The sequence below is a fragment of the Parageobacillus caldoxylosilyticus genome (assembly GCF_019272935.1).
Lineage (GTDB): Bacteria > Bacillota > Bacilli > Bacillales > Anoxybacillaceae > Saccharococcus > Saccharococcus caldoxylosilyticus.
This window is the reverse complement of sequence record NZ_CP040553.1, coordinates 1,786,344-1,805,018: the sequence shown is the minus strand read 5'-3', so window position 1 is coordinate 1,805,018 and position 18,675 is coordinate 1,786,344. Positions and strand designations below refer to the sequence as shown.

At 47.0% G+C, this 18,675-nt stretch carries 18 protein-coding genes; 7 read left to right on the top strand and 11 right to left on the bottom strand.

Features of this window, described 5'->3' with window-relative positions; translation table 11 throughout:
• Positions 1-85: 85 nt before the first annotated feature.
• From BV455_RS09205 to BV455_RS09160, 10 genes are all read right to left on the bottom strand, one after another.
• On the bottom strand, positions 86-910 hold the full coding sequence (locus BV455_RS09205) for a glycosyltransferase family 2 protein (RefSeq protein WP_081161427.1): 825 nt from the start codon (positions 908-910) through the stop codon (positions 86-88).
• Positions 911-998: 88 nt separating this feature from the next.
• A complete protein-coding gene (locus BV455_RS09200; RefSeq protein ID WP_042406902.1) occupies positions 999-2,195 on the bottom strand; it encodes an MFS transporter in 1,197 nt (398 codons plus the stop codon).
• 121 nt (positions 2,196-2,316) lie between these two features.
• Positions 2,317-2,652 (bottom strand): DUF3147 family protein, encoded by a 336-nt coding sequence (locus tag BV455_RS09195; RefSeq protein ID WP_017436951.1) that lies wholly within the window; start codon positions 2,650-2,652, stop codon positions 2,317-2,319.
• The gene (locus BV455_RS09190) at positions 2,640-3,065 is read right to left on the bottom strand and encodes a MarR family winged helix-turn-helix transcriptional regulator (RefSeq protein WP_017436952.1); all 426 of its coding nucleotides are present in this window, start codon (positions 3,063-3,065) and stop codon (positions 2,640-2,642) included. Before BV455_RS09190 ends, BV455_RS09195 begins: the two co-directional genes overlap by 13 nt.
• Positions 3,066-3,170: 105 nt before the next feature.
• On the bottom strand, positions 3,171-4,790 hold the full coding sequence (locus tag BV455_RS09185; RefSeq protein ID WP_218687936.1) for a M20/M25/M40 family metallo-hydrolase: 1,620 nt from the start codon (positions 4,788-4,790) through the stop codon (positions 3,171-3,173).
• Positions 4,791-4,867: 77 nt separating this feature from the next.
• Entirely contained in the window at positions 4,868-6,313 is a 1,446-nt protein-coding gene (locus BV455_RS09180; RefSeq protein WP_017436954.1) for a glycoside hydrolase family 32 protein, read from the bottom strand.
• A 33-nt stretch (positions 6,314-6,346) separates the two neighbouring features.
• A complete protein-coding gene (locus BV455_RS09175) occupies positions 6,347-7,720 on the bottom strand; it encodes a sucrose-specific PTS transporter subunit IIBC (RefSeq protein ID WP_218687935.1) in 1,374 nt (457 codons plus the stop codon).
• Positions 7,721-7,903: 183 nt separating this feature from the next.
• Entirely contained in the window at positions 7,904-8,734 is an 831-nt protein-coding gene (locus BV455_RS09170; RefSeq protein WP_218688028.1) for a PRD domain-containing protein, read from the bottom strand.
• Positions 8,735-8,760: 26 nt separating this feature from the next.
• Complete coding sequence (locus BV455_RS09165) at positions 8,761-9,261, bottom strand: PTS sugar transporter subunit IIA (RefSeq protein ID WP_017436957.1); 501 nt, start codon at positions 9,259-9,261, stop codon at positions 8,761-8,763.
• Positions 9,262-9,463: 202 nt separating this feature from the next.
• Entirely contained in the window at positions 9,464-9,829 is a 366-nt protein-coding gene (locus tag BV455_RS09160) for an isocitrate/isopropylmalate family dehydrogenase (protein ID WP_218687934.1), read from the bottom strand.
• Positions 9,830-10,006: 177 nt separating this feature from the next.
• Between BV455_RS09160 and BV455_RS09155 the strand changes: the two genes are divergently transcribed.
• From BV455_RS09155 to BV455_RS09140, 4 genes are all read left to right on the top strand, one after another.
• Positions 10,007-11,245: a PucR family transcriptional regulator gene (locus BV455_RS09155; protein WP_218687933.1), complete on the top strand. Its 1,239-nt coding sequence runs from the start codon at positions 10,007-10,009 to the stop codon at positions 11,243-11,245.
• A gap of 114 nt (positions 11,246-11,359) precedes the next feature.
• Positions 11,360-12,493, top strand: a complete 1,134-nt coding sequence (gene ald / locus BV455_RS09150; protein WP_042406915.1) for an alanine dehydrogenase — start codon at positions 11,360-11,362, stop codon at positions 12,491-12,493.
• A gap of 138 nt (positions 12,494-12,631) precedes the next feature.
• Positions 12,632-13,447, top strand: a complete 816-nt coding sequence (pdxK, locus tag BV455_RS09145) for a pyridoxine/pyridoxal/pyridoxamine kinase (protein WP_218687932.1) — start codon at positions 12,632-12,634, stop codon at positions 13,445-13,447.
• Between the two features lie 94 nt (positions 13,448-13,541).
• Positions 13,542-14,399 carry a carbon-nitrogen hydrolase family protein gene (locus BV455_RS09140; RefSeq protein ID WP_198430983.1) on the top strand — a complete coding sequence of 286 codons (858 nt, stop codon included), beginning with the start codon at positions 13,542-13,544 and terminating at the stop codon, positions 14,397-14,399.
• A gap of 118 nt (positions 14,400-14,517) precedes the next feature.
• Here BV455_RS09140 and putP read toward each other — a convergent pair whose 3' ends face one another.
• Positions 14,518-15,972: a sodium/proline symporter PutP gene (putP, locus tag BV455_RS09135; RefSeq protein WP_017436962.1), complete on the bottom strand. Its 1,455-nt coding sequence runs from the start codon at positions 15,970-15,972 to the stop codon at positions 14,518-14,520.
• 394 nt (positions 15,973-16,366) lie between these two features.
• On the opposite strand from putP, the gene BV455_RS09130 reads away from it, so the two are divergent.
• From BV455_RS09130 to BV455_RS09120, 3 genes are all read left to right on the top strand, one after another.
• Positions 16,367-17,179 carry a basic amino acid ABC transporter substrate-binding protein gene (locus BV455_RS09130; protein WP_017436963.1) on the top strand — a complete coding sequence of 271 codons (813 nt, stop codon included), beginning with the start codon at positions 16,367-16,369 and terminating at the stop codon, positions 17,177-17,179.
• Positions 17,180-17,251: 72 nt separating this feature from the next.
• Positions 17,252-17,908 (top strand): amino acid ABC transporter permease, encoded by a 657-nt coding sequence (locus BV455_RS09125; RefSeq protein WP_017436964.1) that lies wholly within the window; start codon positions 17,252-17,254, stop codon positions 17,906-17,908.
• Positions 17,905-18,627 carry an amino acid ABC transporter ATP-binding protein gene (locus BV455_RS09120; RefSeq protein ID WP_042406930.1) on the top strand — a complete coding sequence of 241 codons (723 nt, stop codon included), beginning with the start codon at positions 17,905-17,907 and terminating at the stop codon, positions 18,625-18,627. The genes BV455_RS09125 and BV455_RS09120 overlap by 4 nt, the downstream gene beginning before the upstream one ends.
• The last annotated feature ends 48 nt before the right edge of the window (positions 18,628-18,675 follow it).

Below are 18,675 nucleotides of genomic sequence, written 5' to 3'. Positions count from 1 at the left end.
TTGGTCCATCATCGTTACCATATATCCATTTTGCTAATTATAATAGCAAAATCGCAAAACGCTCGTCAATGGCCCGCCGCATTTTTTACACGCGATTTTGCCGCTCGGCCAGCCTAGATACGATCGGAGACCCGTCCCATATCACTTTGCTGTTGGCGCGCCGCTTTTTCACCTCCGGCTCTTCAAGGAGCAGCCAAAAGTTTTTCATCGGCAAGTCGCCAAGCCCATGCTTTTCACTTAACCGGTTTAAGTACATGCGCCGCTTGTCATTCATCTGTCGCGACAAGTTGTCGCCGTTGTCCGCAAAAGCGTACAATACGCTCGCCACCGCGACACGTTTGACGCGACACGCCGCGGACACGCGTAAAAAAAAGTCCCAGTCCCAATAATGGTGAACATACGGATCAAAGTAGCCAAGACAGTCATGAATCGCTTTTCGGTACAAACTCCCCGACGGCACATAGGTCGAAAATTTCCGCATCGCTTCCCGGTCATAGTCATAAGCGAATAAAAAGCGGGCCGTCGGGATGCGCTGGTTGTTTTCGACTCGATAATGGAAAATTTCCACATCAGAATATACAAAATTGGCATCCGCGATTTCCGCGACCATCCGCTCCATATGGGACGGAAGCAGTAAATCATCATCATCGCAAAGCATGACAAGCTCCCCGCTTGCCGCTTTCACGCCGATATTTCTCGCCTCGACATGTCCGATATTGTCGCGACAATGGATGAGGCGGACAGCGAGTTCCGGATATAGCGCGACAATGTCGTCGACGCGCTCGCCGCCGTCATTGACAAGGACGACTTCAAAATGCCGATACGTCTGCCTGCTTAATGACTCTAACAGCTCCGCGAGCGGGTGCGGACGATTATAGGTAGGAACGACAACCGATACAAGGGGACGCAAGCCTGTTCACCGCCTCTCTTTTTCTCCACACAAAAAAGAAGGAGCAATTATCCTTAAAGGTATAGCTCCTTCCCTTTTTTGTCAACTGTTATGCCAGCTCTTGCTGCTTTGTTTCTTTGCCTAGCACCCAGACGGCGATTACGCCAATAAACACTGACAGGCAAAACACCGCGAAAATGGTGGTGATCGCGGTATGCTGGGCGACAAGATAGCCGACAAAAATCGGACCTAAAATGCCACCGAGACGGCCAAATGACGCGGCCATCCCTGCTCCTGTGCCGCGAATGGACGTCGGATACTGCTCCGGCGTATAGGCATATAACGCCCCCCAAGCGCCAAGGTTGAAAAAGGAAAGCAAAATGCCCGAAGTCATCAGCTGTGCAAGGGAGTCGGCGTTTCCAAAGAAGTACGCGCTGACGGCGGTGCCGATTAAGTACGTGACGAGCACAAATTTCCGACCCGCTCGTTCAATGAGCCATGCGGCGCTGAAGTAGCCCGGCAACTGCGCCAGCGTCATAATCAAGACATATTCGAAACTTTTAATGAGACTGAACCCTTTCATCACGATCACGCTTGGCAGCCATAAAAACATGCCGTAATACGAGAAGACGACGCAAAACCAAAGCACCCACAGCATGATCGTTTCTTTACGATAAGGAGTCGACCAAACTTTCACGATATTGTCCCATACCGTTTCTTCTTTCCGCACGCCCGCAAACCGCGGCGAATCCGGCAAACCCCAGCGCAAATAGAGCGCGTACAGCGTTGGGACGGTCGCAAGCAGCAACGCCATTTGCCATCCGTATTTCGGAATGACAAAGTACGAAATGAAAGCCGAGACAAGCCAGCCTCCCGCCCAAAAGCTTTCGAGCAGGACAACGACACGTCCCCTGTCTTTCGCTGGGACACTTTCTGCGACAAGCGTCGATGCGACCGGCAATTCGCCGCCCAAGCCCATGCCGATGAGAAAGCGCAGCACTAAAAACGCCGCCAATGTCGTCGTCAAAGCAGATAGCCCGCTGCCGACGGAAAACAATAAAAGCGTCAAAATGAATACATTTTTTCTGCCGATCCGATCGGCTAACAAGCCAAATAAAAGCGCGCCGACCGCCATTCCGATCGAGTTGACGCTGCCAATCCAGCCCATTTGTTCCACCGTCAACCCCCAATCTTTTTGCAACGCCGCCATAATAAACGACAACATGCCGACATCCATCGCGTCAAACAGCCAGCCAAGTCCGGCCACTCCTAACAGCTTCCGCTGCGAAATTGCCTTTTGATTCATGTCAATCCCCCTATTATTACAAGTGTAAAGACACTTTCTTACCTCATTATAGGGGGTTTTAGCTGTTTATTCAATAAAGATGGTGTTTAGTTTTATCATGGAAATATGGGCAGTTTTTGATTTATAGATGTTTGGATATGATGTTCTGCATGAGCAAAGACATTCCCCAGGCGCCGATGCCAAGGGCAATAGATACGATCAGGGGAAAAGAAGCCCTTAAACATAAGGCTGTGACTAGCAGCAAAAAAGTGGTTGCCGGAAATCCCCATAATACGCCAAATAAAAATTTACTTAAATGTTGTGTTTCCTCCCCTTGGAAATACAACCAACATAAACTTAATAAACTGACTAGCGGCAATGCCGCGATTATTCCCCCGAACTTCGGATATATTTTTGCTACTTCTGTGATAATACTAATCAAAACAGCGGAAACGATTACTTTAACTAACGCAAACATTTTTTTGCTCCTTCACTGAGAATCGCAAACGCTTTTCGAATCAGTTCGGCATCGCATGGATCCATTTGTACCAGAACTTTTTTTAATTTTTCTTTGTCTAATCGGGTATGCCGATATAAGATGTGCCTTCCTTCCTCCGTTAACACAACAAATACTTTTCTCTCATCAAGACTGCCTCTTTTTTTACTAACCAATCCTTTTTTTATCAACCGCTTTGTATGTTCGGAAGCCGTGTTATGAGATACTGCCAAATGTTCTGCTAAATCTCCAATTGTCGCCTCTCCGTTTTTTTCAATATACTGCAATAAGCGAATGGCTTGATGTGTAAGATTGTCCTTGTTTGTATAGTGCAGCAAGTAATAAATATCGGTCCATTGCTCGTTAATCATTTCGATCATGTCGTCAATCTGCATCTTTATCGCTCCTCCTTTAAATATATCTTAATATACGATATAATCTTAAGTAAAGATATAATAAAAAGAGGATAAGCCATTGACTTATCCCCTAGTTATGCCAGATTATCTTGCAAATACTTCTTTAATTGTATACTCCAACCACGCTTTCACCGTCGTAAACGCAAACGGAACATTGAGGCGTTCTGTCCATTGGTGGGCGTCACGCCCGACTGGACCGACATTGAGCACCGGAACTTGAAATTTCGCCAGCGCGTCAAGCGGCAAATCATAGCCGCGGTTCCAGAGCGGCATATTGTCGGTAAGCCCTCGCAAGGAAGCAGGCGACTGCTGCAGACCGACGTAGCTTAAGTCGGAGATGCCGCCGAAATAATGCTGCTGCACGAGCGAAACTCCATGTGTTTCTTGCGCATACGTTTTTAGCTTGGCAACAAGCTGCCCGATAAGCGGATCGGCGCTGGAATTGACGGCAGGATAATATGGCGGCGCGTAAAACAGGACGATCATCGGCGCGAAAGCTTTGCAAAGCATCGCCAGCTGATCGACGAGCGCGATCGTCTTCTCGCGTTCGTCTTTGTTCGTATTCTTCGCTAAAATGTTTGTTTCCAGCTCCTCCACTTTTGTCGTTCCAAACATCTCTACCGCTTTTTTTCTTAGCTCGGCAAACGTCCATACGCGGACAGAAAGCGATTTTGGCGCCGATTGTTCCAGCTTGGCAAAGCGGGATGCCTGAACGTGGTACCGTTCTTCGATTCGTTTCGCCGCGCGCTTAGCCACTTCCACAAGCGAGCTCGTCACGTCATCGAGCGATTTTTGCTGCAAAAACAAATTAAATAATGTCACGGCGCGATGCGGTATTTGTACGGAGTAATCCTCTTTCAAATCGGTTTGCCACAAATTCGTCGGCGGCGGGCTGACTTCCCCGCTAAACACTTCGCAAAAATCGGTGTTTAACTCCAGCTCCGCCGCGATTTGCGACACCATAAAATTCGCGTTCAACCCGGCAAGCGGCTCGCCGACATGTGTTTCTTTCCCGTAACAATAAAAGCCCGGAAGCACTTTGCCGATGGAGCCAGTGTAAATGTAATTCGTTTTGTCGCCCGGATAGCGCGTAAACATCGGTTCGGAATTGAGCACAAGCCGATAGGTTAATCCGTATTTTTCCGCCATTTCAACAAGGACCGGCACCGCCGCGCGCATTCCGGCCGAGTTCGCCTCCTCGTCCGGCACCGTTAGCAGCAATAAATTGCCGTTAAACTTGCCGTGGCATGCCTGTTCGATGAGCGCCATATGCAAAGCCAGCCCGCATTTCATATCCATCACGCCGCGGCCAAACAGCCATTCTCCTGCTTCCATGTCCGCCTGCACGTCCGCAGGAAGCTGCGGTTTCTGTTCGTAAAACCGCTTCGTCAGCTCCTCTGGCGAAAAGGCGGCATCCTTCCATGCTCCGTAATCTTGCACATCGACGACATCAAAGTGGCTGAGAAGAATGACGGTGTCGCGCACTTGTTCCGCTTTTTTTACAAGCGCTGTTACAAAATAGCGTCCGTCCCCAGTCGGGTGCAATTGGACAAGTTCATTAATTCCCCGGAAATAATCAAGGGTGAGCAGTTGGTCCGCTATATATTGCGCCAGCCGCACTTCCGCTTCTGTCCCGCTGATGCTTGGATATTGGACTAAGCGACAAAGCAGTTGTTTCAATTGCTCGGTTGTTTGCCATTTCATACCCATCCCCCATTGCCATCATTATTTCTTTTATTTTAGCAAAAAAAATAACGCCGCAACCTATCGTCATTGCGGCGCTACAAACTCCATTTTTGGATGTCGAAAACAAGGTGTCCATTTGCGGCAAATGAAATCGTTTGATTATGTTTATACGGGAAAAACCGTGCGGTAAATACTTCTTCCCCTTTATTCACAAATACCTCCATCGAGGACGTGTCTAAAAACATATGCAGCGAGTGCAAACGTTCCAAACGGCATTGTCTTTTTTCCGTCAGCCCGTTGGCGAAACTTTTGCGCTCCAATGTCAACATGCGTTCATCGCTATGATAAATAATGCGTGCCGTATTGCGAATAGCAATTTCCATTATGCCCCCTGATAGACAAATATTCTCTAGATTAAGCTCGATAACATCCCCGCTGATTCCTTCTAATATCATTTCTTCGTTCGCGATCGTGACATTCGAATATGCAATTTTATCCTTGCGCAACATTTGCAGCTCTTCAACCGGTGTTTGATATAACTTGCCATCTTTCAGTTTCAACTCACGCGGCAATGTTAGCGCATGAACCCAGCGATGTGCAATGGTTGGATGCTTATCTTCATCCTGATCAGGAACTCCCATCCAAGCGATTAAAATGCGCCGTCCTTTTGCATCCAGCATCGTCTGTGGAGCGTAAAATTCAAAGCCGCGGTCTAATTCGGCAAACGGCCCGTGAAGAAATTGGGCCGTTTCGTAATCAAGACGGCCGACAAAATAACCGGACTGATGCACGTTTTGATAGCGCATGGCTTCCGCTTCCAGCCCTTGAGGGCAGACAATCAGCACTTCTTGCCCATCTAATTCAAACAGGTCTGGGCATTCCCACATGTAGCCGAACTTCCCTAGCTGCCGCGAATTTCCGCCTGTTATAGGCCCGAGATGTTCCCAGTCACGGAGGTTTTGCGAACGGAATAACACCGCTTTGCCATCGAGACTCTCGCTTTGCGCGCCGACAATCATATACCACTTATCGCCTTTTTTCCAAACTTTCGGGTCGCGGAAATGCGCCGTATAGCCGTCCGGAAGCGTCACAACAACCCCTTTTTTCTCAAAATCAATGCCGTTTTTTGACACAGCCATACATTGGTACGTCTGGCGGTTGCCATGTTCATCCTTCACATTTCCCGTGTAAAACAACGTTAAAACACCATCATGGTCAATGGCGCTGCCGGAGTAGCACCCATCTTTGTCATACCATTCGCTTGGGGCCAGTGCGATTTTCTCTTGTTTCCAATGAATGAGGTCACACGATGTATAATGCCCCCAAAATTTTGCGCCATGCCCAGTATGAAATGGCATCCATTGATAAAACACATGATACACTCCATTCCAATGAATCAATCCGTTCGGGTCGTTCATCAGCCCGACCGGGGGCATTAAATGATACTGAAGACGATAGTAATCTTTTTCTACTTTATCGCGATATTTTTCGATTTCCCTATACGCCTGTTCGATCTTCTCCCGTTCTGTTTCTGACTTCATATTCGCTCCCCCTCGTATTATCCGGCGCCTTGTTTATTCTTCCTCGCGAAATCCAAGCAATAACGTGGCAATAAACGCCGATCCGACCGCAATCGCAAATCCAATTAAATAGTTGATGAGGTTTTGCATTCCTTCTGGCGCCACGATCGCAATCATCGGAATGCCCGTTAACCCGTAGGCGTTCGCAACGACGTTTGTGAATACGACATATGCCCCTCCGAGCGCGCCTCCAATGGCCGCAGCAATAAACGGCTTGCGGTACTTTAAGTTCACCCCGAAAATCACCGGCTCAGTAATTCCGAGGAAGGCTGACAATGCGGATGGAAGAGCCACCTCTTTTGTTTTTACGAGCTTCGCTTTCACAAATACGGCCAGTCCGGCCCCGCCCTGTGCGACGTTGGCCATCGACCAAATCGGCAATAAATAGTTGACGCCAAGTTTCGCCAATAAATTGGCTTCGATCGCATGGAAGCTATGATGCACGCCGGTAATGACAATCATCGAATACAAGCCGCCAAAAATCAGCCCCGCCAGCGCCCCGCCGTAATGGTAAATAAAGTTGAGCACCGTCGTAATTCCATCACCAAGCAAGTTGCCTAACGGACCGATGGCTAAAATGGTAATAAATCCGGTGGAAATGACCGTCACAAATGGAACGACAAGCAAGCTGACCGCGTGAGGTACGACTTTCCGCAACCCGCGCTCGATTTTACACATGACATAAGTAGCAAGCAAAATCGGAACGACTGTCCCTTGATAGCCAACCATGGCAATATCAAAACCGAGAAAATGCATATAGTTCGGTTTTGCTTCCGCTAATCCCCATGGGTTCAACAGCGCCGGATGGGTCATAATCCCACCGATGACCGCCCCTAAAAACGGGGTGCCGCCAAACTCTTTTGCGGCACTAAAGCCAATTAAAATCGGCAAAATGATAAAAGCTGCACTGGAAAACATATCGAGCAACACATACAATGGGCTGTCAGGCGCAACCCATTTGAACGCTTTCATCATTCCTAATAGTCCCATGAGTAAACCGCTGGCGACAATCGCCGGAATAATCGGAACGAAAATGTTTGATAACGTTTTCGCCAAGCGGGCTAATGGATTCATTTTTTGCTTGACCGCTTCTTGATGAACATCCGCGCTTACATGTTGCAATCCTGCTTCTTGTACAAACGAGTCGTATACTTTATTGACAACGCCGGTACTAAAAATAATTTGATATTGCCCGGAACTAGAAAACGCTCCTTTCACTCCCTCGATGTTCTCAATCGCTTTTGTATCCGCTTTCGTGTCATCTTTTAACACTAAGCGAAGCCTTGTTGCACAATGGACGGCGCTGATGATGTTCTCCTTCCCGCCTAATAACGGAATGAGTTGTTTTGCGACGCGTTCGTAATTCATTTGCGAACCCCTCTCTTTTTTATTTTTGAAGAAAAACAAAAAGACCTAAAACATACAAAGGGCAGCATATGACAGAAACAATCTGCCATTCCCTTCATACGTTTTAGGTCTTGCCTGCCTGTGCAGTAACAATCCCGCAATATTGTTTTCTTATCTGCATTGTAATTCGTTTCTCCCAGTTTGTCAACGCTTTCGTAAACGTTGAATGTGAAGGGCAATATAAGCCAGCTCCGCGTCTGGAAACTCTAGGCCATATTCGCCTTTTGCGTGCTCCGCCATCTTCTGCGCGCAGGCGAATTCTTTCCCATACTTTGTTTGAATGAGCGCCAGCATCTCTTCATCCATCGAGTGCAGAAGCTCTCCGTTTTCTATCCGATTGATCGCAAACCGCAAATGCGTAAGCAGCCGCTGGTAGGAAATACTATCTTCGTCAATGGGAATGTCCAACTCTGCCTGTATAATGTCAATCATTTCACGAATGAGCGCCGTTTGCCGCAGCGTTTTGTTCATGCTGGCGGCATCCATTTTCGCCGTATGAATGTGAAGGGCGATATGCGCCGCTTCATCGTCTGGAATTTCAATGCCGAGCCGTTCTTGAATCAATTGTTTGGCCCATAACCCAATTTCATACTCCGTTTTGTATAGCACTTTAATTTCATTAAGCAATTTATTTTGAATGCGATACCCCTGCTTGAGCCGTTCAATAGCAAATGACAAGTGGTCGGTTAACGCGATATGAATATGATTGTTTAATGGCGCTTGCAACTTTCCTTCTGCATAACTGATGATCTCTTCCGCAATCTCGATATGCTCTTCCGGCAATGTCCGCAATAATTGTTGAAACTTTTCGTTCTCCTCTTCCATAACGAAAATTTTCTCAATTTTTGCCGGGGGGATAATGTCATTTTTTCGCTTTTGAAATGCGATGCCCGCACCCATAACAATTTTTTCTTTTCCGTCATCCAACACGACGACCGCATTGTTATTTAAAATTTTGTGGATTCTTAATGCCATCATGCCATCCCCCGATCAGCATGGTATTATGCTTTCGTCTCTATACGGAAAAGAACCGTTTCCCCTTTTACCGCCGTTGTTTCCGATGTTTTTTCTAAACTTGCCACTACATCACCGTTCGTCACAATGATCGGGGTGATCGTGCTTTTCGCTTTTTGTTGGACAAGCCCGAAATCGACCGTTAATAAGCGCTGGCCTTTTTTCACACGGTCCCCCGCCTTGACGTGCGCCGTAAAACCTTCGCCGTTCATGGAAACCGTTTCTAACCCGACATGAATCAACAGCTCAACGCCCGCTTCGGAACGCAATCCGACAGCATGCTTTGTCGGGAATACTTGCACGACTTCGCCGTCCACCGGCGCCACGACTTCCCCGCCTGTCGGCTCAATCGCGATGCCATCGCCCATCATTTTTTGCGCAAAAACCGGATCCGGAACCTCTTCCAGCGGTTTTATTGTTCCTGTCAATGGAGCAACAACGTCTTCATGTGTCCGTTTTTCTTTTTTGCCAAACCATTTTTTAAACATCGTGTTCATCCCTTTCTTATTCTTGCTCTTCTACTCTTTAATATAACCGCACAAAAAAGACGGGAAACCCTACGGCAGTGCCCGTCTTAGATCTTGCCTGCATGCGCAGTTACCATCCCTGCATACCGGCTTTTTCATATTCAGAGTAGCTAGAAGCAGCGCATTTGTCAAAGAAAAATGCCTATCCTTTCAAAACCATGCGCTATGCTAGTTGTTTTAAGCGGCGGCAAATTTCCTCCGTTATTTCCCGCGTTGTCGCCTTGCCGCCGATATCAGGCGTTTTCACGCCGTCCGCGGCCACGTCTTCGATCGTCTTTAACAGTACATTGCCCATTTCCTCTTCTCCGAAATGATCGAGCATCATTTTCGCCGTCCAAATCTGCAGCCCGTCATCCGGCATCATTTTCCCGTGCTCGATGTAATACTCACAGTTCCATGGAAATTCGGTAAAGGTGAAACGCAGCCCCCCGTGTACATCGGCAATCGTCCGCAATACGTCTAAAGCGGCGGGCACGACTTCCTTGCCGATTCCATCTCCGGGAATGACCGCAATCTCTAACTGTTTCACTTCTATTCGCCACCTATGAAAACATTTCTCCAAAGGCTGGATGCAATCATACATCATTTCTTCATTTGGTTATTCGATATATCGCGCTGCAATTCCTATGCATAAAGCAACATGTATCATCGAAAAAATCGTTTCATGGTAGAATAGAAATACACTATTTCGCATGGAGGAAACGATATGTCTCACTACGATGACCCTTTTCGCGGCAATTTTGACAGCCTAGAAGAGTTTGCCGACCATATTAGCGAACTTTTGCAATGCCCGATTACGATTGAAGATGCGAACCATCGGCTGATCGCCTACAGCGCCCACGACGACTATACCGATCCGGCGCGGACGGCGACAATTATCAGCCGGCGCGTGCCGGAAAAGGTAATTAATAGTTTATGGAAACAAGGAGCGATTCCGGCGCTGCTAAGGAGCCGCGAGCCTGTCCGTGTCGCTGCCATTTCCGAAGTCGGCCTTGGCAGCCGCGTTGCCGTCTCGATTTGGAAAAACGATGAAGTGATCGGCTTTATTTGGGCGCTCGAAACCGACCGCACGTTATCGCAAGAGGATATGGAACTGCTAAAAAAAGCAGCCAAAGCCGCGAAAAACAAAGTATTGCAGCTGTATATGCGCAAAAATAAAAAAGAAGAGCGGGTGCAAGAATTGTTTTGGAAGCTGCTGACCGGGCACATGACGACAGAGGAGGAAATTAAAGAAAGCTTTGCGACGATGCAAATCCCGGCTGCTCCGTTATTTTCTGTAATCGTTTTCCGCTTTGCCACCGAAATAACACGGGAAATTGAAAAGCAAATTTCGTACTTGCTGCAAACGACCCAGCAAATCCAGCTTCTTCTCTATACAACCGACCGCAATGATGTCATCTTGTTAGCCGCTCCGAAATCAATGAATCAGCCGTTAAAAGAATTGCACATGTTTATCGAATCATTCGCACTCAAAATGAAAGAGCGTTTTCATATCAACAGTGTCCAAAGCGGCTTCGGCAGCATCTATGAAACATACACGTCCATTGAAAAAAGCTATCAAGAAGCGTTGACCGTGTTGAAAATGAAAGAAAAATTTCCGGAACAAATTTGCTCTATTTATGGATATCAACAACTTGGCATTTATCAATTTTTTGATTTATTGTTGGAAAAAAAGCGGCAAGGGGAGTTCATCAATCCATCCTTAACCAAATTGCAGGCTTATGATCAAAAGCATCATAGCGATTTAGTGAAAACGTTTGAAGTCTTTTTCGACCACGACAGCAATGTCAATGAAACAGCAAAAGCCCTGAACATTCACCCGAACACTCTGTCCTACCGGCTGAAACGCATCGCCGAGATCGCTGAAATGGACTTACATGATATGAATCAAAAAGTAAAATTGTATATTGATATTAAATTGGCCAAATATGAAGCGCTCCATTAACTTTGTGGAAATCCACAAAAGGATGGCGCTTCTTTCTTTTTTCCTAACAAAGCCAAAATGGAAGCAACCATTTATACTATAATTAAGGTCAATTTATAGAGGAGGATTTTGCTGATGATTATTGGGGTACCAAAGGAAATAAAAAATAACGAAAATCGTGTCGCTATTACACCAGCAGGTGTCATGTCATTTGTTCAGGCAGGACATACCGTGCTGATTGAAAAAGATGCAGGAATTGGAAGCGGTTTCACCAATGAGGATTACGCAAGCGCCGGAGCGCAAATTATCGAACAAGCGCAAGACGTATGGACAAAAGCGGATATGGTGATGAAAGTAAAAGAGCCGCTGCCAAGCGAATATGGCTATTTCCGTCCGGGGTTGATCTTATTCACCTACTTGCACCTTGCCGCTGAACCGGAATTGACGCGCGCCCTTAAAGAAAAAGGCGTCATTGCCATCGCCTATGAAACGGTGCAAGTCGGGCGCACGCTTCCGCTGCTTACACCGATGAGCGAAGTCGCAGGGCGGATGGCAGCGCAAATCGGCGCGCAATTTTTAGAAAAGCCTTACGGCGGAAAAGGAATTCTCCTGGGCGGCGTGCCGGGAGTAGGCCGCGGCAAAGTGACGATCATCGGCGGCGGTGTCGTCGGAACGAACGCAGCCAAAGTCGCTGTCGGGCTTGGCGCGGATGTCACAATTATTGATTTAAACGCCGATCGTCTCCGCGAACTAGACGACATTTTCGGCCACCAAATTACGACGCTAATGTCCAATCCAATGAACATCGCCCAAGCAGTCGCAGAGGCCGACCTTGTCATCGGCGCTGTGTTAATCCCTGGCGCGAAAGCGCCAAAACTCGTCACGGAAGACATGGTAAAAGCGATGAAGCCAGGCTCTGTCATCGTCGATGTCGCGATTGACCAAGGCGGGATCGTGGAAACGAGCGACCACGTCACCACACACGACAACCCGACATATGTGAAGCACGGCGTCGTTCACTACGCTGTCGCCAACATGCCGGGAGCGGTTCCAAGAACATCGACGCTTGCCCTAACGAACGTAACGCTTCCGTATGCGCTGCAAATCGCCAATAAAGGCGTTCACCAAGCGATCGCCGACAACCACGCACTCAAACTTGGCGTCAACGTCGCTAATGGCGAAATTACGTATGAAGCAGTCGCCCGCGACCTTGGCTATAACTATGTCCCAGTAGAAGAAGCGTTAGGAAAACAACTAGCTGCAAACTAATCGATCATACCGGTGCTGCCCGCTTTCCGCAGTGCCGGTTTCTTTATATACCCAATCACTTCTCTATCTTATCGAAATGATTTGTGCTATGATTAAATAATACATAATCACTGATACCACACAAAGGAGGAATGCGTCATGGCAATGCCTAAAGCACTGACAATCGCCGGCTCTGACAGCAGCGGCGGCGCCGGTCTGCAGGCAGATTTAAAAACGTTTCAAGAGCTTGGCGTATACGGAATGACCGCGATTACAACAATCGTCGCAATGGATCCGCATAACCATTGGTTTCATCAAGTGTTTCCGGTCGATCTCGCAACCATTGAAGCACAGCTTGAAACGATCATCGTCGGCGTTGGGGTTGACGCGATGAAAACGGGGATGCTGCCGACGACCGATATTATTGAACTCGCGGCAAAAACGATTGAAAAACATCAATTAACGAATGTCGTCATTGACCCTGTGATGGTGTGCAAAGGAGCAGACGAGCCGCTCCATCCGGAAAACACGGTTTGCTACCGCGAAGTGCTCGTTCCAAAAGCGACGGTCGTCACGCCAAACTTGTTTGAAGCAGCTCAGTTAAGCGGACTTCGCCGCATCGAAACGGTGGAAGATATGAAAGAAGCGGCAGGCCGAATTCATGAGCTTGGCGCTAAATACGTCATCGTCAAAGGCGGACGCAAAATTCCCCATGAAAAGGCGGTTGATGTCCTATACGATGGAAAAACGTTCGAACTATTGGAATCTGACCGCATCGAAACAACGTATACACACGGGGCAGGCTGCACGTTCTCGGCGGCCATCACGGCCGAGCTCGCCAAAGGCAAACCGGTAAGGGAAGCGATTGCCACGGCGAAAATATTTATTACCGAAGCCATCCGCCACTCCTTCCCGCTCAACCAATACGTCGGTCCAACGAACCATGCCGCATATCGCCGCTATCATCAACAATAAGGCAGGAGGAAACCTCTCCTGCCTCCCTTTTGCTTTATACAAAAAAACAAACGTGATAATATAAAGACAAAAAATTACAAAAGAAGGATGTGTGATACGATTGCGGGTATCTGCTGTACAATATCATTTGCATACGATCAGTTCGTTCCAGCAATTTGCCGATCAAGTGACCCATTACGTGAAAACGGCGCAAGAATTTGAAGCGGAGTTTGTTTTGTTCCCGGAATTTATGACGACACAGCTTTTGTCCATTCCATCCAATACAGGCAAAACGCCAACGATCGATGACTTGCCAAATTATACAGAACCGTATTACGAACTATTTACTTCACTGGCGAAAGAAACCGGCATGTACCTAATCGGCGGCACGCATGTCATTTGCAAAGACAAAAAATTGTACAATGTCGCGCATTTATTTACCCCCGACGGACAAATCCACCAGCAAGCCAAGCTGCACATTACCCCGACGGAAGTAAAGGAATGGGGCATTGCTCCGGGAGAAAGCGTCAATGTGTTCGAAACGGAAAAAGGAACAATCGCGCTGTTGACGTGCTATGATATTGAGTTTCCGGAAATCGTCCGCATCGTGCGCGCCAAAGGGGCGGACGTCATCTTTTGTCCGTCGTGCACCGATGACCGCCATGGGTTCCATCGCGTCCGGTATTGCTGCCACGCGCGCGCCGTCGAAAACCAAGTGTATGTCGTCACGACAGGCACGGTCGGCTCGCTGCCAACCGTCGATTTTATGCGCGCCAACTTCGGCCAAGCTGCGGTCATTACGCCAAACGACATTCCGTTCCCGCCGCGCGGCATTTTAGTCGAAGGGGAAATCAACGACGACATGATTGTCACCGCCGACCTCGACTTGTCGCTGTTGTATAAAGTGCGGGAAAAAGGTTCGGTGACGACATGGCGCGACCGCCGCACCGACTTGTACCCAGACTGGAAATAAGGGAAAGGGACAAACCGATAAATACGTACAAATTACAAGCATTCACAAAAACGAAAGTGGAATTGCCGCCGATTTAAACGGAAAAACCCGGACACGATAACGCGTCCGGTTTTTTTTCCTATAACGATGCTTTGAAACGGTCAAACTGTTCAACAATTTTTTCTTGCGGTTCCTTCGTTAACAAGCTGACGATAACAATCGCCGCCAAGCTCGCTGCGAAGCCTGGAATCATTTCATAAAGCAAGCTTTTTAAATATGCTGATTGCGTCCAGAGAATAACGGTCATAGCGCCTGCGACCATGCCGGCAAACGCCCCCCATTTCGTCATGCGCCGCCAGAATAAGCTTAACAAAATAACAGGACCAAACGAAGCGCCAAAGCCTGCCCACGCATAGCCGACCAAGTTTAAAATCGTATCGTTTTTCGTGTATGCGAGCGCAGAAGCTACCAATGCGACAAGCAATACAGACAGGCGGCCGACCAATACTAGCTCCTTATCGGAAGCAGAACGGCGGAATAATATTTTATATAAATCCTCCGTCAGCGAACTGGACGTCACCAGAAGCTGCGAAGAAATCGTGCTCATAATGGCTGCTAAAATCGCCGCCAGCAAGAATCCCGTGATCAGCGGATGGAATAAAATTTCCCCGAGCCTGATAAAGACAGTTTCCGGATCGCTAAGCTTCGAGCCGTACTCGAAAAAGTAAGCGATTCCAAAAAATCCTGTCAACATCGCTCCGACAACGGAGAAAATCATCCACCCCATTCCGATGCGGCGGGCGCTTTTCATTTCCTTGACCGACGAAATCGCCATAAAGCGGACGATAATGTGCGGCTGTCCAAAATAGCCGAGGCCCCAAGCAAACAGCGAAATAATGCCGAGGAAGCTTGTTCCTTTCCATAAATCGAGCAAATTAGGGTCAATGTTTTTAATGGTAGTAAACGTATCGCCGACACCGCCCGTATGGAAAAGCGTTACGACCGGGACAAGAATAAGAGCAATAAACATAATCGTTCCTTGCACAAAGTCTGTCCAGCTGACCGCTAAAAATCCGCCGAACAGCGTATACGCCACAACAACGCCGGCAACGATCCACAGCCCCGCATGATACGTCATGCCAAACGAGTTTTGAAATAAAACAGCTCCAGATACAAGACCGGAAGATACATAAAAGGTAAAGAAAATCATAATAACAAGGCCGGAGATCAAACGAAGCAGCTTGGATGTATCATCGAAGCGGTTTTCCAAAAACTCCGGAATCGTGATGGAATCATTCGCTACTTCCGTATACACACGCAAACGCGGCGCGACGTACAGCCAGTTGGCGTACGCTCCAAGCGTAAGCCCGATTACAATCCAGGCTGCGCTTAGTCCTTGCGCATACATCGCTCCCGGCAGCCCCATCAACAACCAGCCGCTCATATCGGAAGCTCCTGCGCTCAGCGCCGTGACAGCCGGACCTAACGTTCTCCCCCCCAGCATATAATCGGAAAGGTTAGACGTTCGTTTGTACGCCCAATACCCAATTAACAACATTCCAATCATATAAACCGCAACAGAAATGATAGCCAAAATAGTCTCCCCTTCCTTTGTTGTCCTTCATTATCATCATAACGGAAGAATATTATTTTTACAATAATAATCATAATTTTCCAATTGTTTAAAACATAAATATAACTATAGATTTTTCAAAAAACAAAACGAATATTCATTTAATTTATAATATAAAAATAAACCAAGCCGTTTCTACTACATTATTTTATAAAAATGAATATTCATTTATTTAAAGAATATTATAAATTGAAATTCAACTAAATAAAATAGGTAAATAAAGGTGTTTATCTACATAATATAAAACACCAAAATATTCAAATAATTATTTTTATAAATAGTATTGCATAAATGCAAAAATATTGATAGTATGAAATCGTCTATCATCAATTGCACAAAGGGGGGCTTTTTTATCATGGTCAAAAAAGGGGCAATTATCGCTGTAGTGATTGCATTGCTTACAGCGTTGGCTGCATGTGGAAAATCAACGGAAACGAGTTCTTCTTCCTCAGGAGAAGCAAAGAAAAAAGTGATCGTCGGGACAGACGCTGCGTTTGCACCGTTTGAGTATATGGATAAAGGAAAAATCGTCGGTTTTGACGTCGATTTGCTAGATGCGGTAATGAAAGAAGCAGGCATTGAATATGAACTGAAAAATATCGGCTGGGATCCGCTCTTTGCCGCATTGCAAAGCAAAGAAATCGACATGGCAATCTCCGGCATCACGATCAATGATAAGCGGAAACAAACATACGATTTCTCCATTCCTTACTTTGAAGCCACCCAGATGATTATGGTGAAAGAAAATAGCCCAATCAAAAACGCGCTTGACTTAAAAGGAAAAACGATCGGCGTCCAAAACGCGACAACCGGGCAGGAAGCAGTAGAGAAATTGCTAGGCAAAGGCAATAAAAACATTAAAAAATTTGAAACGACGGTTGTCGCAATTATGGAATTATTAAATGGCGGCGTCGATGCAGTCGTGACTGATAACGCAGTGGCAAACGAATATGTAAAAAACAATCCAAACAAAAAAATTAAAGTCATTCCAGATTCGAAACACTTTGAGTCGGAGTTTTACGGCATGATGTTTCCGAAAGGAAGCGACTTGAAAGCGAAAGTGGATGAAGCGTTGAAAAAAGTGATGAAAAGCGGCAAATATACTGAAATTTATAAAAAATGGTTCGGAACAGAGCCAAATCTCGATAAGTTATTAAAACAACAATAACCGCGCAAACATCGGAAAATGCGTAACTACTTTATTTTAGTTACGCATTTTTTATAAGAAAGGTGAGGGCTAATGGATTTTCGTTTTGATATTATTCAGGAATACGCCCCGTTTTTCCTAAGAGGGGTGTTATTAACTATTGGGGTTTCGATCGCCGCCATCATTGCTGGCTTGATTCTCGGTCTTATGATCGGCCTTGGCAAAATGTCGACGAAACGGCTCATCCGTCTCCCGTTTGAATGGTATATTAACTTTTTCCGGGGAACTCCTTTATTAGTACAAATGCTGCTTGTACACTTTGGGGTTATGCCGCTGTTTTTTGCCCAGCCAAGCGCGACCGTCTCGCTGATCGTATCGCTGTCCTTAAACTCGGCAGCGTATGTCGCAGAAATTTTCCGCGCCGGCATTCAATCGATTGACAAAGGACAAATGGAAGCGGCCCGCTCGCTCGGAATGACGCATGCACAGGCAATGCGCTACATTATTTTGCCGCAAGCGTTAAAACGGATGATTCCGCCGTTTGGAAATGAGTTTATCGTTTTAATTAAAGACTCGTCCCTCGGTCTTGTCATTGCCGCCCCAGAACTTATGTATTGGGGAAAAGCAGCTGCAGGAGAGTACTACCGCGTTTGGGAGCCATATTTAACCGTGGCGTTTATTTATTTGCTTTTAACCCTTTCCCTCAGTAAACTACTACATTATTTGGAAAGGAAGTATTCAAATCAATGATTAAAGTAAGCAATTTAAAAAAATCATTTGGCAACCTAGAAGTATTGAAAGGAATTAATGCCCATATCCGCGAACGGGAAGTCGTCGTTGTCATCGGCCCGTCCGGTTCCGGAAAATCGACCTTTTTGCGCTGCTTAAACCTTTTAGAAGACTTCGATGAAGGAGAAATTATCATTGACGGAATCAACATAAAAGAAAAGCAGACAAACATTAACAAAGTGCGCGAAGAAGTCGGGATGGTGTTCCAGCGCTTTAACTTATTCCCGCATATGACCGTGCTGGATAACATCACGCTCGCTCCAATAAAAGTGCGGAAATGGCCGCGCGAAAAAGCAGAAGCAAAAGCAATGGAGCTGCTCCAAAAAGTCGGGCTGCAAGAAAAGGCAAACGCCTACCCGGACTCTTTATCGGGCGGACAGGCGCAGCGCGTCGCAATCGCCCGGGCGCTGGCGATGGAACCGAAAGTGATGCTGTTTGACGAGCCGACGTCCGCCTTAGACCCGGAAATGGTCGGGGAAGTGCTGGCGGTCATGAAACAGCTCGCAAACGAAGGCATGACCATGGTCGTTGTCACGCACGAAATGGGCTTTGCCCGCGAAGTCGGCGACCGCGTCCTGTTCATGGACGGCGGCTACATCGTCGAAGAAGGCACGCCGAGCGAAATTTTTGACCATCCGAAACATGAACGGACAAAATCATTTTTATCGAAAGTGCTGTAGCCTCGCATTTGCCTTATTGCCTTGCCGCAGCAAGCGAAGCGGCAAGCT